This is a genomic window from Aerococcus sp. HMSC23C02 (assembly GCF_001806805.1).
Lineage (GTDB): Bacteria > Bacillota > Bacilli > Lactobacillales > Aerococcaceae > Aerococcus > Aerococcus sanguinicola.
This window is the reverse complement of record NZ_KV786060.1, coordinates 448,697-462,881: the sequence shown is the minus strand read 5'-3', so window position 1 is coordinate 462,881 and position 14,185 is coordinate 448,697. Positions and strand designations below refer to the sequence as shown.

The window sequence follows — 14,185 nt, the reverse complement described above, 5'->3', positions numbered from 1 at the left end:
GTTCGAGGATGCAGAAAGGGCTCCTCTTCGCAAAGAACCGCCGAAGACTTCCAGTCTTCTCTGGCTCTTTGCTCCAGAGGTCTATTTCTCCCGCCAGCCCTCACACCCTGTAGTCGGGTTCGCAAGAGCAGCTTTGGAGTGCTTTCGCAAGTTGGAAACGTGCAAGCGGGGCTTGCCCTTATTCCAACTTACTCCAAGCATCCAAAGCTAAACGCTCTTGCTCACACCCTTTGTTCCAAATAAGGGCTGGTGTCGTAGTCTTCGGGGTTGAGGCGTTGGGGTTTGTCTTGGCAGGCTTGGGCGAGTTGGTAGCCGATGATTGGACCGGTGGTGAGGCCGCTTGATCCGAGTCCTGAGGCAGCGTAGAGATTGCTGTGGCCAGGGACGGGGCCGTAGAAGGGGGCGTAGTCGCTAGTATAGGCCCGGGTGCCGACTTTAATGCCCCGGTAGTCTTCGGGGTCGATGGCGGGGATGATGGTGCGGACTGTATCAAAGATATTTGCCATGCTGGCCATGTCGGGTTCGAGGTCAAAGCCCTTGTCATTTTCATGGGTGGCCCCTAGGTAGAGGGTGTCCTGGCCGTGGGGGATGATATCCGCTTCGCCTTCTGGCATGATGAGCGGCCAGTCGCTGACATCTCGGTCATAGACTGTCAGCATGCCTTTTTGGGGGCGGACATCGACTTGGTAGCCGTGGGGTTGGAGCAGGTCGCCCAGCCAAGCCCCTGTGGCTAGGATGACTTGGTCAAAGGTTTGGCTCTGATCATCTTCTGTGATAACCAGGATTTGATCATCTTGGAAGTCAATCTGGACTTTAGCTTGGTAGCTGGTCATGCCATTCTTTGTCGCTGCTGCTTGGAGGTCCTCACAGAGTCCTTGACCATCGACAATAGCAGCTCCCTGGCGGATAGCGACTAGGTCTTGGTCGTAGGTCCATTCGTCGAGCTGGGCGCTTTGTTGGGCGGGGGTGAGAATCTCAATGTCCCCAATTAGAGGGGCTTCAGGCCGGCGCGAGAGGGCGATTTGGTAGACATCCTCCCGAGTGCTAGGACGTTTCTTGAGGAGCCAGGTTTCCTTGTCCTGGTAGGCTTGGCTTGGCTGGCCAGCTGCTTCTAAGTCTTGGAGCATTTCGGGATAGAAGTGGGCTCCCGCATTGGCTAGGCGGTACCAGGCCTTGTTGCGGCGCTGGGAGAACCAGGGGCAGATGATTCCAGCGGCTGCCTTGGAGGCCTGGCCCACGCCATAATCATAGAGGCTGAGGTCGATGTCTGGGTTTTGGCTAAGGTAAAAGGCGGCGGTTGATCCAACAATCCCACCACCGATAACTGCAATTTTCATTTATTTATCCTCCTTTTGTTCTTCTTTGGCTTTTTTGACAGTGGACCGGTTGATGAGTGGTCGCTTGAGTTTCAAGGTGGCCCACTTATTAGGCAGTTTATCTGCCAGTCGGATGTCCATATTTTGCTCGATGGCCTTCTGCTTAGCTTTACGCACTCGGTCTTCGAAGAGGCGGTCGATGTGCTGGTCGATGTGGAGATGGCGGCTGCTGAAGTGATAGCCGGCAGCGAGGACCAGGCAGAGGGCCAGAAGGAAGACAGGGATGCGGATAATCAGCACATGGTAGGCCAAGGAGAAGAAGGGGATGACCAAGAAGGCAAGGGCAGAGAGAATAGCAGCCAAGAGATACATGATGTGGTGGCGTTTCTGCCAGAGGTGGCCACAAGCGCTTTGCCGGATAAATTTAAAGAGGAAGAAAACACTGGTAGCCAGCATTAGAAATTGTAGGGGGAGTCCCAGAAGAGAGATCGGGACAGGCATGTTCCAAGCACTGTTGAGGTCTCCGTAATAATAGATCCCATAACCGAACTGGAAGAGGGCGAAAAGCCCGTAAGTAATGACCAGGTAAATGAGTAGATAGTAGACATAACGCGAGAAATTCTCTACATAGCGGGGGACGTCGAGATGGCGCAGTTCCTGGCGGGCATAGGCGTGGGGGTGCTTGCCCAGGGCTTCTTTGGGGGCTTGCTCCAATCGCTGGGCCTTCTCTAATCGGTCTAATAATTCGCTGAGCATTTGGTCGACGGGCGCCTGCATCTCAACTTCCGTGATGACATAGCCTTTGACGGCATAGTAGTAGAGCTGCCATGGTTGTTTGAGGGCTTGGGCTCGTTCTTGGTTTAAATCATAAAGTGGGCGGACGCCCTCTTTTTCAATACTTTCTTCTGTCACAACGTGCGCCTCCTTTAGCGAAAAATAGTTAACAGAACTCTCTATCATCTTACCGAAGTGCTGGACAAATAGCTAGCAAAAGTCATGTGATCCGCTAACTTTTTCGTAGATAGTATGTTAATATATAAAATAAGTAAAATGATAAAACGATAAGAAAATGAGGGATGACCATGTATTACAACCAACGTTTGAATAAACCCCAACCATCTGCTATTCGTACGATTGCCCAGCAGGTGGCTGAAACGGAAGGGGCCTTAAACTTTACCATTGGGGAACCCGACCTCGCAACGGATCCTAGAATTCAAGCGGCTATGACCCAGGCCGTCCAAGAGGGGCAGACGCATTATGCACCGTCGACCGGGATTCCTGAGCTGCGGGAAGACATCGCTGCTTACTATGAACGAAGCCATGGGATGGATTTGTCTGCAGAACAAATTTTGATCACTAATGGGGCTTCGGAAGGGATTGCACTGGCGACACATTGCCTGCTTAATGAAGGCGACAAGGTGCTTATCCCCTCACCATTCTTTCCTTCTTATGAACTCTGTACGGATCTGGCAGGGGGAGAAGTCGTTGCTGTCGATAGCTCAGATAATGGTTTTAAGTTGAGTCCTGACATGCTTCGTCAAGCCTTGGAAGATCATCCTGAAATCCGTTTACTGATCCTTAACTATCCTAATAATCCGACAGGGACGACTTACAGCAAGGCAGAGATCCAGGCTTTAGCTGAAGTGATCCGAGCTTACGATGTGCTGGTGCTCAGTGATGAAATCTATGCGGACTTAGTTTACGATGGGGACCACTATTCTATCTACCAAGAAATTCCTGACCAAACCATTCTGATGGCCGGCGTCTCCAAGACTTACGCCATGACGGGTTTCCGGATTGGTTTCCTCCACCTGCCGGCTGACTACTATTCTTACTTCTTCACCTACCACCAAGCCCTGGTTACCTGCGTGTCAACCCCTGACCAGTACGCTGCCCTAACCGCCTACCGTGATTGTGACGATGTAGTGGCAAGCAATCTAGCAGAATTTAAAAGACGGCGCCAAGTCTTAATAGACCGCCTATCTGCTATGGGGATGGATTTTATTCAACCGGATGGTGCTTTCTATCTCTTTGGTAAGGTTCACCCAGCTTATGGGGATGATGATTTCCGCTTCGTTGAGGACTTAATCGCCAAGGCTAAGGTCGGTGTGGTGCCGGGTTCCGTCTTTGGTCCTGGTGGCAAGGGTTGGTATCGTCTCTCCTATGCGGCCAGTTATGAAGACTTAGTGGAAGCCATGGACCGGCTGGAAGTTTTTGTAAAATCACTTTAAACATCTTTTTTCGATTAAGAGGTTGTGACCCTGTCCTGCCTCTTTTTTATTTTTAAGGCAAAATTGTTTTCAATGAAAAGGGAGGGCTAGAAAGGTTGATATATAGGCCTTATGAGGCATTTATTAGTCGAAAATAAGAAAAATATAATGAATTCACATAAAACCGCTTCCATTTTTAAAAGAAGTATGCTATTCTATGTCTTGTAGATCAGAAGGATGAAGCGATTCGCATGGTGAACCAAGGCAGAAAAGCTTATCCTATCACGATCTATGCGGAGAAGCTCCTCCTTAAACCAGGCCACTTGGAATAGAGAAAACCATATTCGTGAATCTATTCACTATTGGGCTCTTTTTAAAGAAAAATGAAAACGGTTTATTGGGGCTTTGAGGCAAAAAATGAAGGGAAGTTCCCTGAAAAATATTGGAGGTATATGTATGGCAAAGTTAGTATTAGAGGATGCGAAATACCATCGCGCGAAACCCTGGGAGATTGCCCTGTTCTCCATGAACAACTCGGCATCTAACCTTTACCTTTTCGCTTTTGGTTTCCTCACTTATTATGCGACCGGGGTGGCTGGTCTGACCACACTCTTGGTTTCTTCTGTTTTGGGTATGGCCCGTTTATTCGATGGGATTATTGACCCAACAATTGGTTTTATTATTGATAACTTCAACACGCGTTGGGGTAAGTATCGTCCGATTATGTTGGTATCTAATATTGGTTTGATTTTATCTTTCTTAATGATCTTTAACCTACATAATTTATCTGGAACGAGTCAGACAGTCATGCTATTTATTTCTTTAGTTTTCCATAAAATTGTCTACTCCTTCCAACAAACGGTAACCAAGGCTGCTCAATCTGCCCTAACCAATGACCCTGAGCAACGGCCACTCTTTACTTTATTCGATACGGCCTTCTCATCCATTGGGGTCTTCGCAGTTGGCCAATATGTGGTATCGAACTTGCTCTTACCACAATACAATAATGAGTATAATGGCGACTTCTTTAGCGTCTTTATCCCAGGTATTTGTGTGATTTCTCTTGTCTTAACGGTCCTGGCGATGATCGGTTTAGCCCGTAAAGACCAGACCAAATACTTCGGCCTTGGTCATGAAGCAGACCAAAAACTTTCTTTACGCGATGTTTGGAGCATCATCAAGGGTAACCGTCCTTTACAGATTTTGGCACTCTGCGGGGGTCTCGTGAAATTTGTGGCCCAATTAATCGGGGACCAGACCTTCCTTGTCCTTCTCTTCGGAATTATTCTTGCGGACATGCAGTTAGTCGGCCAAGTCTCCCTCTATCTCATCATTCCACAGTTCATTATGATTGCTATCTTTACCCGCTTGGCAGGTAAGAAAGGCTTGAAATTTACCTATAGGACTTCTATCTTGCTCGGTTTAGTATCTTGGATCTTAATGACCGTTGTACTTGCAGTAACACCTGATACCACTCAAATCTTCTCACCAGCTGGTTTCCTTGCTTATTGCTTCCTTGGCCTCTGGGTAGCTGCCAAGATCTTTACCACCTATCCAACGTCAACCGTTCTAACAATGTCTGCTGATATCACGGACTACGAAACAGCCCGTTCTGGTAAGTATGCCGCAGGGGTTATCGGGACCATCTTCTCCCTGACTGACTCTATTGCTTCTTCACTTTCACCAATTGCTTTAGGTTTAGTTTTTGCGGGGATCGGCTATGTTGATGGTTTCCCACAACCTAACGAACCGCTGAACCCAGCTCTGATGCAAGGGGGCTATATCCTCTTAGGGATTGTTATTGCGGTCTTCGCCTTAACAGCTATCTTGATCCACTTCTACCCACTTGATCCTCAAACCATGGAAGACGTTCAAGCTAAGATTGCAGCCAAGAAAGCTCAGAAATCGAATGAAACAGCTTAATTGAAAGCTAGCCAGGAAAGGGGGTGCCCTTTCCTGGTTTTTCTTTTGCCTTCATCTTGTCTAATCCGCGATTGCTTTAGTATGATAGATGAATAAAAATGATGGGAGATGGTCGGATGACGAATAAGACAAAAGGGATTTTTTTAGCAGCTTTTGGGGCCTCGATGTGGGGCTTTTCAGGTATTTTGGCCCAAATTTTTTTTGAAGATTATGGTGCGAGTTCAGAATGGTTGGTCTCTTGCCGCTTGGTCTTCGCAGGGCTCTGCTTATTGGCCTATGCCAAGTGGGGACAGGGGACGGACGTTTTGTCTATTTTTAAAAATACTAGGGACCGGCGTGAACTTTTCCTCTTTGCCTTGCTGGGCATGCTAGGGGTCCAATACCTCTTCTTCAAGACGATTGAAGGGAGTGGGGCAGGCATGGCCGCGATTCTCCAGTTTACTTCACCCATCTTTATCTATGCCTACCTGGTCTTAAAGGGTGAGCGGTCAGCGAAGAAGCTTGAGGTCGCCTTGGTTGCGTCTACCATCCTGGGCGTGGTCCTCCTCGTGACGCGCGGCCAGTTCGATGGGCTCAGTATTTCTCCCTTGGCTTTAATCACTGGTCTGGGATCAGCTGTTGCAGTGGCTTATTATACCCTCCAACCGCGTCGCATCCAGAAGCGCTATGGGTCTACCCTTGTGGTTGCTTGGGGCATGCTGCTGGCGGGACTGGCCTTCCAATTGATCCAACCTCTCTGGCTCTTAGACTTTACTTTGGATGGTCGGGCTATCTTGCTTTTACTTCTGATCATTAGCTTCGGGACAGCCTTTGCCTTCCTCAGCTACTTATCGAGTACGGCCTATATTAATCCGGGTCTGGCTAATCTCATGACGGCTCTCGAGCCCCTCCTAGCCAGTATCTTATCTGTTCTGGTTCTTGGCCAGCCCCTCAACTGGGCGGAGTTATTGGGGATTGCCTTGGTGATTGTCTCGATTATGGCCTTTTCTCGCCTTTCTGAATAAAAATATAGGCATCAAAAAAAAGCGGTCTTTGCCGCTTTTTTTGATAAATGGTGTGATGAGCATGCCTTTCGCTTTTGAATTTGTCCCTTGGATGTTTAGAGGATCAACCCGGCTAAAGTCGTCTTGAACTTTAGGCATATTTGATTTTGGCTCCAGAGGTCCACTTCTACCCGCGCTCCCTCAAACCCTTTCTAGTCGGGTTCGCAAGAGCAGACTTGAAGTGATTTCACCCAATCGGAACGATCGGCTAAAGCCGCTCTTTTCCTCTTGGGCTCCAATCATTCAAGCCTAACCGCTCTTGCTCACACCCTTTCTAGTTGGGTTCGGTCTGGCAACTTTCCTGTCACTTCACAAGTCTCCGCCGCAGTCTTTCAGACTGCTCTGGTGACTTGCTCCAGTGAAGGAAAGCTAAACGCCAGCCCTCACACCCTTTAACTAGGCTTGAGTTTGCCGGTTCCGGTCATCTGGTGGAGGTCGTCCAAGAGAGGTTGGAAGAGGTTGAGCTTGTCAGGGTTCTTCCCGGCATAGAGTTCGCTGGGGAAGTAGAGGCGTTGGTCGCCAATCTCTTGGCCTGTGACTGCGCGGATGAGCTGGCTGGCCTGGGAGAGTTCGGTTGTGGTGCCATCCTTGCTGATGATTTCTAGCTGGGTCCGTGGTTTCTTGGCGTTGGGCCGGTAGAAGTCATAGGGGAGGTCGAAGTTGCTGTTTTGGGCGGTATAGTAAGTGGTGTCATAGCCCAGAGCTTGGATTTTCTCCTTGACTTCAGCCACTAGGTCCTGGTCTTCAGGTTCATAGGTCACTGACTTGAAGGGTTTACGGTTGATATAGCGGTGGGCTAGGTCAGTGAGGATGGGGTCGTCGCTCGTGGCTAGCCAGTGCTGGAAGTAGGTCTCCAAAACCCCATCATCCAGGTGGAGGTAGTCGGTCAAGGTCCAATTTCCTCGGAAGAAGGGGAGGAGGAAGGGGGAGGTCTTGACGAAGTATTTAGGATTGCCCTTGTAGAGGGCTTGGGCCCGGGCCAAGAGTCGACTGAGCAGGACTTCCATGCCCCGGGAAACGGGATGGAAGTAAACCTGCATATACATCTGATAGCGGCTCACCACATAGTCTTCGACGGCATGCATGCCAGCTTCGTTGAAGATGATGCCGGTTTTTGTTGGTCGCATGACGCGGAGGATCCGGTTGAGGTCGAAGGTTCCATAATGGGTCCCGGTGAAGTAGGAGTCGCGTAAGAGATAGTCCATCCGGTCAGCATCGCACTGGCTAGAAATCAACTGGACGACTTGGGGATTGGGGTAGGTGTGGTCAATGACGGCAGCTACCTTTTGGGGGAAGTCGTCGCTGATGGCAGCGAGGATTTTGTGGACTTGGGTTTCGTCATTGAGGATAATTTGCCGGGTAATGGCCTCGTGGTCGGTGTCGAAGAGCTTCTCGAAAGTATGGGAAAAGGCTCCGTGACCGATATCGTGGAGGAGGGCGGCACAGAGAACGACGAGCCGCTCGCTGTCGTCCCAGAGCCCGTCGCCTTCGCTCTGTGAGGGATAGTTGCGGACGAAGCGATCGCAGATGCGCCGGGCGATATCATAGACGCCCAGGCAGTGGCTGAAGCGGTTGTGGACGGCGCCGTGGAAGGTGAGGTGGGCGGTGCCCAGCTGCTTGATCCGACGCAGGCGCTGGAATTCAGGCGTATTGATTAAGTCCAAAATCACTTGGTGCTGGACCCGGATTTCGGAGTGGACCGGGTCGAGGAAGATTTTCTCGCGGATAGTCTGTTGGCTGCTAAGCGACATGGCTGGGCTCCTTTCTGCTTAAATGTCCTGGTTGCGCTTGCTCATCTTGGCCAGGTCCTTGCTGAGGTCTATTTGGTCCAGGTCAAGGAGGCTTTGGCTGGCGGTATCGGCGCTTAAAGCGTCCTGGATGGCTGCCTTGAAGCGGTCCAGTTGACCGAGTTCGGGCACCACATCGGAAACATTGTGCATGCTTTCGGGGAGGACATCGGGGTAGTCATCACGCTTGGCTTCTTGGACCTGGCTGGCTTGGTAGAAGTCGCGGATCAGCTGGCCGCGGCGGATCTGGTCGCCTTCTAAGGAGACATAGGCGGAAATACCAATAGCTGAACCAATTCGGCGTTGGGCGAGTCCGGCAATTTTTTTACCTTGGAGACTGAGGTCGTAGCTACCAGGGCAGTAGGACCGGGTGATTTCGCCGGCTTGGACCTGCTCTTGGTAGGGGGCGAGAACCTGGTTGATTAAGCGGAGCAGGACTTCATAAGCGTCATCGATACTGAGTCGGCCGCCAGCTGGCTTGATGAGGAGACTGAAGTTTAGGATGCCGGGGTCACTGACGACCGCCAATCCACCAGAGGGACGGATGACTGGGCGGTAGCTAGAAGCCTTGAGGAAGTCTACGCCAGCTTGGAAGTCGGGCAAGCGGGTGTCGACCATGCCGAGATAGACAGCAGGGTCACCCGGCCAGAAGTGGAGGACAGCATCTGCTTCCAGTTCGTCCTTGCTTAAAGCGCGCAGGAGGTAATCGTCCACAGCAAAAGGGCGGAGGGCTTGGTCGTTAGGGACGAATTCATCCACAATGGCTAAATGGGGGCTTTTTGAATAAAGGGCACTAATAATCACAAGCGTCACACTTTCTATACTTAATTTACTCTTAGTATAACCCAAATTGGCCCGGGACAAAACGCTTGAGGCCTTTTCTTTTGCCTGTATTTCGTGTAGGATTAGGGGAAGACAAGTGGAGGTGGCCAGATGCCCAAAGGAAAACAAGCAGTCCATGTGAATTTAAGAAATCGGATCAGTCAAGCAGGTTCTAAGGAAGACCTGCAATTGAATAGTCAGGGGGCGTATTTCCGTTTAGGGGACAAGCACTATCTCGAATACCAGGAAGAACAAGCGGACCAAGCGCCCGCCCAAGTCCGCGTCAAGGTCGATCTGAAAGCGGGACGGGCCCTCATCCAGCGGCGGACCGCTGAGGGGGCTATGCGCCTGCCCCTAGTTGTGGGACAAGCCATTCCTACCCACTACCAGGTCGGGGCTTACCGGATCCCCATGACGGTTGAACTCAAGTCCTTGAACCATAACTTGGGGACGGATAAGGGTAGCCTGCGCTTGGTCTATGAGATCTCAGGCCTTGACGACCAACCTATCCGCCATGAATTAAAATTGCATTACCACGCTGAAATAGTGTAAAATTATAAGGAATGGATTTTTTTGATACCTACTATAGAGGAAGCTTGAAAGGATGAATAATCAGTGAAATTAGAACGTTTAGATCATCAAAATAAATCAGAGCTCTCAATGATTGAAGTGGCCCACGAAATCTTAAGAGAAAGTAACCAAGTTTATGAATTTAACCACTTACTAGAAGAGGTCCAAGAGTATATGGGCTTGACTACCGATGAATTGGAACAACGGATGGTACTCTTCTACACCCAAATGAATGCTGATGGGTCCTTCATTTCACTAGGGGAAAACCGCTGGGGGCTTCGAGCTTGGTACCCTGTGGATTCTATTGATGAAGAAATTATTTCGACGATTGATGATGATGACATCAAGAAGAAACACAAACGCTCGAAGAATGTCCTCACTGCCTTGGATGAAGATGTCATTGATTACTCAGACGACGATCCAGAAGACCATGAAGTGGACGAAGATGACTATGATTATGAGGATGAAGACGAGGACGAAGAAGACGAAAGCCGGGAATTGAATGATTACCGGGCTGATCTCGACGAACTCGGCGATGATGATCCGGAAGATGAACTAGAGGACGGCCTAGAAGGCGACCTAGGGATTATTGATGATGATGATCTGGATGAGGATGAAGACGAGGACGATGACCTCTAAGTATCGGCTTCTGGATGCGATGGGCGTGATGCAAGAGTATGCTGACCATCTATTACTGGTCAGAACTTAGTTATAGGAAGCTAATTATTATTGCTAGCTTATATCAATCATGCCTATCGAATATCAAAATATAATAATTTCGACTTGACTCGAAAGCTTTTTTGCCTTAGAATTTTCTATGGGCACTTTAAGAACGATAGTGAGTGAGCTCCTATTCCAATTGCGGAATGGGAGTTTTTTTGTTTTTTGTCCTGGAGTGTTCGCCTCAATTTATGGGAAAGGTTGGACAAAAAAATGACACAAGAAACTAAGTATATCTTCGTAACGGGAGGCGTTGTTTCATCAATCGGTAAGGGGCTCTTGGCGGCTTCGCTGGGGCGGCTCTTAAAGAACAAGGGCTTGGCTGTGACCCTGCAGAAATTTGATCCTTATATCAATGTTGATCCAGGGACGATGAGCCCCTACCAGCATGGGGAGGTCTATGTGCTCGATGATGGGACGGAGACGGACCTGGACTTGGGCCACTACGAACGCTTGACGGATAGTCCCTTGAACCAATATTCTAATGTGACGACGGGCAAGATCTACTCCGAAGTGCTAGCCAAGGAGCGCCGGGGAGATTATCTGGGGGCGACGGTCCAGGTGATTCCCCATATTACGGATGCCATTAAGGAGAAGGTCCTGCGGGCAGGCCATTCGACCCAGGCAGATGTGGTGATTACGGAGATTGGAGGGACCGTGGGCGATATCGAGTCCCAGCCTTTTATGGAAGCTATCCGTCAGCTGAAAAAAGACCTAGGCGCCAAGAATACCTGCTATCTCCATACCACCCTCCTGCCTTACCTGGAAGCAGCAGGGGAGCTGAAGACCAAACCTACCCAGCATTCAGTGAAGGAATTGCGGAGTCTGGGTATCCAGGCCGACTTCTTAATTGTCCGCAGCCAGCTGGCCATGCCAGAAGGAATGCGGGCCAAGCTCTCCCGCTTCTGCGATGTAGAAGAAGACCATATTATCGAAAACCGGGATGTGGAAACTATCTACGCCCTGCCGCTTGCCCTCAAGGCCCAGGGGCTAGACGATAAGGTCTGCCAGGCCCTAGCTCTGACTGGCCTGCCTGAAGCCGACATGACCAGCTGGACCCAGCTCGTGGACCGGGTGGTAACGGTTAAGGACAAAGTAAAAATCGCCTTGGTCGGCAAGTATATCGCCTTGCCCGATGCCTATCTTTCTGTAGCGGAAGCCCTCCGCCATGCAGGCTACCAGGAAGGCCTAGAAGTGGACATTGACTGGGTAGACGCGGAAAGCTTAAGTCCTGGCCAGGTCCACCAAGCCTTGGCCGGGGCGGATGGTATCCTGGTGCCCGGAGGTTTTGGTAGTCGGGGGATTGAGGGGAAGATCCGCGCCATCCAATACGCCCGCGAAGAAGGGGTAGCTTTCTTAGGGATTTGTCTGGGCATGCAGCTAGCTTGTGTGGAATTTGCCCGCCATGTCTGCGGCTTAGCCAAAGCCCAGTCTTCTGAGATTGATAGCCAGACGCCTGACCCTGTGATTAGCTTGATGGCCGACCAAGTGGGGCAGGCAGAGCTCGGTGCCAGCCAGCGTTTGGGTGCCTATCCCTGCCACTTGCTTGAGGGCAGCCTGGCCCAGTCCCTCTACGGCCAAGCAGAGATCAAGGAGCGCCACCGCCACCGCTATGAATTCAATAATGCCTACCGTGACCAATTGGCAGCAGCTGGGCTCAAGTTCTCTGGCCTTTCGCCTGACGGGCGCCTGGTTGAAATCGTGGAATTGCCCGACCATCCCTTCTTTATCGCCAGCCAGTTCCACCCTGAATTCTTATCCCGTCCGGACCGTCCCCATCCGCTCTTTATGGGCTTGGTCCGGGCAGCTAAAGGACATTAATTGTTCTTTTATCGATGAAAAACTTTCAACTTTAAACTTTTCTTAAAAACTTCGATTGGGGCTGTCAAACGACTGAATATCCGTTATAATGTTAACTTGAGAAGATAGTAATTTTTTTAATTTTATCGATAGAATACTTGCGCCTGATCGAAAGCTCACTTAGCGGGGACCGGTTGGGGACGAAAGGAATGCAAAATGAAAAAGTTTATCATAAATGGTGGTAAACCGTTAAAGGGAGAAGTTTTAGTTAGCGGTGCTAAGAATAGTACGGTCGCTTTGATTCCTGCTGCTATTATGGGGAATAGCCCAGTCAGTTTAGACGGTGTGCCAGACATTGCTGACGTAAAGGCCCTTATTGAAATTTTGGAAGATTTTAACTGTGAAGTTTCTTTTGAGAACAACCATTTAGTCATTGATCCAGAGCATATGGTCAATATTCCGATGCCGGAAGGAAAAATCCAGAGTCTTCGGGCATCCTATTATTTTATGGGCGCTTTATTAGCTAAGTATGGGGAAGGGGTAGTTGGCTTGCCAGGGGGCTGTTCCATCGGTCCGCGTCCAATCGACCTCCATATTAAGGGCTTCGAAGCATTGGGAGCAGTGATTGAGAACCAACAAGGGGCGATTCACTTCTCCACCCCTAACGGCCTCCATGGGGCAGAGATCTATATGGATGTGGTGAGTGTGGGCGCAACTATCAATGTCATGCTGGCTGCAACCATGGCTAAGGGCAAGACGACCATCGAGAATGCGGCCCGCGAACCGGAGATCATCGATGTGGTCTCCCTGCTCAATAAGATGGGGGCTAAGATCAAGGGAGCGGGGACTTCTACCATCCGGATTGAAGGGGTGGATGAGCTGACAGGGACCAACCATCAGATCATTCCCGATCGGATCGAGGCCGGGACCTATCTGACCGCAGCTGCTGCTATCGGCCAAGGGGTTACTGTGAAGAATGTGATCTTCGAACATATCGAAGGTTTTGTCGCTAAGATGGGGGAAATGGGTGTACAAATGGATATCTATGAAGATGAGATCTATGTTCATCCCGCCCAAGAGGACCTGGCTATGGTCAGCATTAAGACCATGCCTTATCCAGGTTTTGCGACCGACCTCCAGCAGCCTATCACGCCGCTTTTACTCAAGGCACAAGGTGAGGGAACCATCGAAGACACGATTTATCCTAAGCGTATCAAGCACATTCCTGAACTCGTCCGCATGGGCGCCCAGGCCAAGGTTCTTAATGACCAGATCCACCTCTCTGGGCCATCTTGTCTCCGGGGTGCAGAAGTGACTGCTTCTGACTTACGGGCAGGGGCCTGCTTGATTAATGCCGCCCTGATGGCAGAAGGCCGTACAGATCTTTATGGTGCTGAGCATATCCTGAGAGGCTACGACAAAATTGCTGACAAGCTCCAACACCTGGGCGCTGATATCGAATTAGTCGAAGAATAGAAAAAATAAAAAATCCCATTGCATTGGCTAATGGGATGTGGTAACATATCAATGTTATGTCAAAATAATCTCTGGCTAGCAGATAGCCAGGGCGCAAAGGAGAGAAAGAATAATGAAACAAGGCATCCATCCAGACTACCAACCCGTTGTATTTATGGATACAACAACAGGTTTTAAATTCTTATCTGGCTCAACTCGTGGGTCAAGCGAAACCGTTGAATGGGAAGATGGGAACACTTACCCATTGATCCGTGTTGAAATCTCATCAGATTCACACCCATTCTATACTGGCCGCCAAAAATTCACGCAAGCCGATGGTCGTGTGGACCGCTTCAACAAGAAATACGGTTTTGCAGACAAAAATGCTTAAGAAATGGTCTCTTGACCAAGCAGAGCAGCTCAATCGAGCTGCTCTTTTTTTCGCCTTATGGGTAAGTTTCTGATAGGATAGGGGAGAAGCCGGTAAAAACATCAAATCTATCTGTTTTTTCTTAATAGAGGGGGAACTGAGCAGGGCT

12 protein-coding genes are annotated in these 14,185 nt (G+C 49.8%); 8 read left to right on the top strand and 4 right to left on the bottom strand.

The features are described 5' to 3' along the window. Positions 1-221: 221 nt before the first annotated feature. A complete protein-coding gene (locus HMPREF3090_RS08805) occupies positions 222-1,337 on the bottom strand; it encodes an NAD(P)/FAD-dependent oxidoreductase (protein WP_067974335.1) in 1,116 nt (371 codons plus the stop codon). Beyond that, positions 1,338-2,228: a hypothetical protein gene (locus HMPREF3090_RS08800; RefSeq protein ID WP_067974338.1), complete on the bottom strand. Its 891-nt coding sequence runs from the start codon at positions 2,226-2,228 to the stop codon at positions 1,338-1,340. A 164-nt stretch (positions 2,229-2,392) separates the two neighbouring features. Here HMPREF3090_RS08800 and HMPREF3090_RS08795 point away from each other — a divergent pair, with 164 nt between their 5' ends. From HMPREF3090_RS08795 to HMPREF3090_RS08785, 3 genes are all read left to right on the top strand, one after another. Then, complete coding sequence (locus HMPREF3090_RS08795; protein WP_230081929.1) at positions 2,393-3,547, top strand: pyridoxal phosphate-dependent aminotransferase; 1,155 nt, start codon at positions 2,393-2,395, stop codon at positions 3,545-3,547. 435 nt (positions 3,548-3,982) lie between these two features. After that, on the top strand, positions 3,983-5,449 hold the full coding sequence (locus tag HMPREF3090_RS08790) for an MFS transporter (RefSeq protein WP_070486487.1): 1,467 nt from the start codon (positions 3,983-3,985) through the stop codon (positions 5,447-5,449). Positions 5,450-5,565: 116 nt separating this feature from the next. Beyond that, a complete protein-coding gene (locus HMPREF3090_RS08785; protein WP_067974345.1) occupies positions 5,566-6,453 on the top strand; it encodes a DMT family transporter in 888 nt (295 codons plus the stop codon). A 431-nt stretch (positions 6,454-6,884) separates the two neighbouring features. Here the strand turns inward: HMPREF3090_RS08785 and HMPREF3090_RS08780 are convergent, their stop codons facing one another. Both HMPREF3090_RS08780 and HMPREF3090_RS08775 read right to left on the bottom strand, forming a co-directional pair. Beyond that, on the bottom strand, positions 6,885-8,243 hold the full coding sequence (locus tag HMPREF3090_RS08780) for an HD domain-containing protein (RefSeq protein WP_067974349.1): 1,359 nt from the start codon (positions 8,241-8,243) through the stop codon (positions 6,885-6,887). 18 nt (positions 8,244-8,261) lie between these two features. Continuing rightward, on the bottom strand, positions 8,262-9,092 hold the full coding sequence (locus HMPREF3090_RS08775) for a lipoate--protein ligase family protein (RefSeq protein WP_168140270.1): 831 nt from the start codon (positions 9,090-9,092) through the stop codon (positions 8,262-8,264). Between the two features lie 120 nt (positions 9,093-9,212). Between HMPREF3090_RS08775 and HMPREF3090_RS08770 the strand changes: the two genes are divergently transcribed. The 5 genes from HMPREF3090_RS08770 to HMPREF3090_RS08750 all read left to right on the top strand — a co-directional run bounded on the left by HMPREF3090_RS08770 (position 9,213) and on the right by HMPREF3090_RS08750 (position 14,037). Beyond that, positions 9,213-9,653 (top strand): YwiB family protein, encoded by a 441-nt coding sequence (locus HMPREF3090_RS08770; protein ID WP_067974355.1) that lies wholly within the window; start codon positions 9,213-9,215, stop codon positions 9,651-9,653. Positions 9,654-9,716: 63 nt separating this feature from the next. Continuing rightward, on the top strand, positions 9,717-10,310 hold the full coding sequence (gene rpoE / locus HMPREF3090_RS08765; RefSeq protein WP_067974358.1) for a DNA-directed RNA polymerase subunit delta: 594 nt from the start codon (positions 9,717-9,719) through the stop codon (positions 10,308-10,310). 294 nt (positions 10,311-10,604) lie between these two features. Beyond that, positions 10,605-12,212: a CTP synthase gene (locus HMPREF3090_RS08760; protein ID WP_070486485.1), complete on the top strand. Its 1,608-nt coding sequence runs from the start codon at positions 10,605-10,607 to the stop codon at positions 12,210-12,212. A gap of 195 nt (positions 12,213-12,407) precedes the next feature. Further along, entirely contained in the window at positions 12,408-13,667 is a 1,260-nt protein-coding gene (locus HMPREF3090_RS08755) for a UDP-N-acetylglucosamine 1-carboxyvinyltransferase (protein WP_070486483.1), read from the top strand. Positions 13,668-13,779: 112 nt separating this feature from the next. Further along, complete coding sequence (locus HMPREF3090_RS08750; RefSeq protein ID WP_067974368.1) at positions 13,780-14,037, top strand: type B 50S ribosomal protein L31; 258 nt, start codon at positions 13,780-13,782, stop codon at positions 14,035-14,037. Positions 14,038-14,185 lie beyond the last annotated feature (148 nt).

What these genes read in the sequence shown, in the direction of transcription:
- HMPREF3090_RS08750 (WP_067974368.1), top strand. Translation starts at nt 13,780, where the DNA reads ATGAAACAAGGCATCCATCCAGACTACCAACCCGTTGTATTTATGGAT.
- HMPREF3090_RS08790 (WP_070486487.1), top strand. Translation starts at nt 3,983, where the DNA reads ATGGCAAAGTTAGTATTAGAGGATGCGAAATACCATCGCGCGAAACCC.
- HMPREF3090_RS08805 (WP_067974335.1), bottom strand. Translation starts at nt 1,337, where the DNA reads ATGAAAATTGCAGTTATCGGTGGTGGGATTGTTGGATCAACCGCCGCC.
- HMPREF3090_RS08755 (WP_070486483.1), top strand. Translation starts at nt 12,408, where the DNA reads ATGAAAAAGTTTATCATAAATGGTGGTAAACCGTTAAAGGGAGAAGTT.
- HMPREF3090_RS08770 (WP_067974355.1), top strand. Translation starts at nt 9,213, where the DNA reads ATGCCCAAAGGAAAACAAGCAGTCCATGTGAATTTAAGAAATCGGATC.
- HMPREF3090_RS08795 (WP_230081929.1), top strand. Translation starts at nt 2,393, where the DNA reads ATGACCATGTATTACAACCAACGTTTGAATAAACCCCAACCATCTGCT.
- HMPREF3090_RS08785 (WP_067974345.1), top strand. Translation starts at nt 5,566, where the DNA reads ATGACGAATAAGACAAAAGGGATTTTTTTAGCAGCTTTTGGGGCCTCG.
- HMPREF3090_RS08760 (WP_070486485.1), top strand. Translation starts at nt 10,605, where the DNA reads ATGACACAAGAAACTAAGTATATCTTCGTAACGGGAGGCGTTGTTTCA.
- HMPREF3090_RS08780 (WP_067974349.1), bottom strand. Translation starts at nt 8,243, where the DNA reads ATGTCGCTTAGCAGCCAACAGACTATCCGCGAGAAAATCTTCCTCGAC.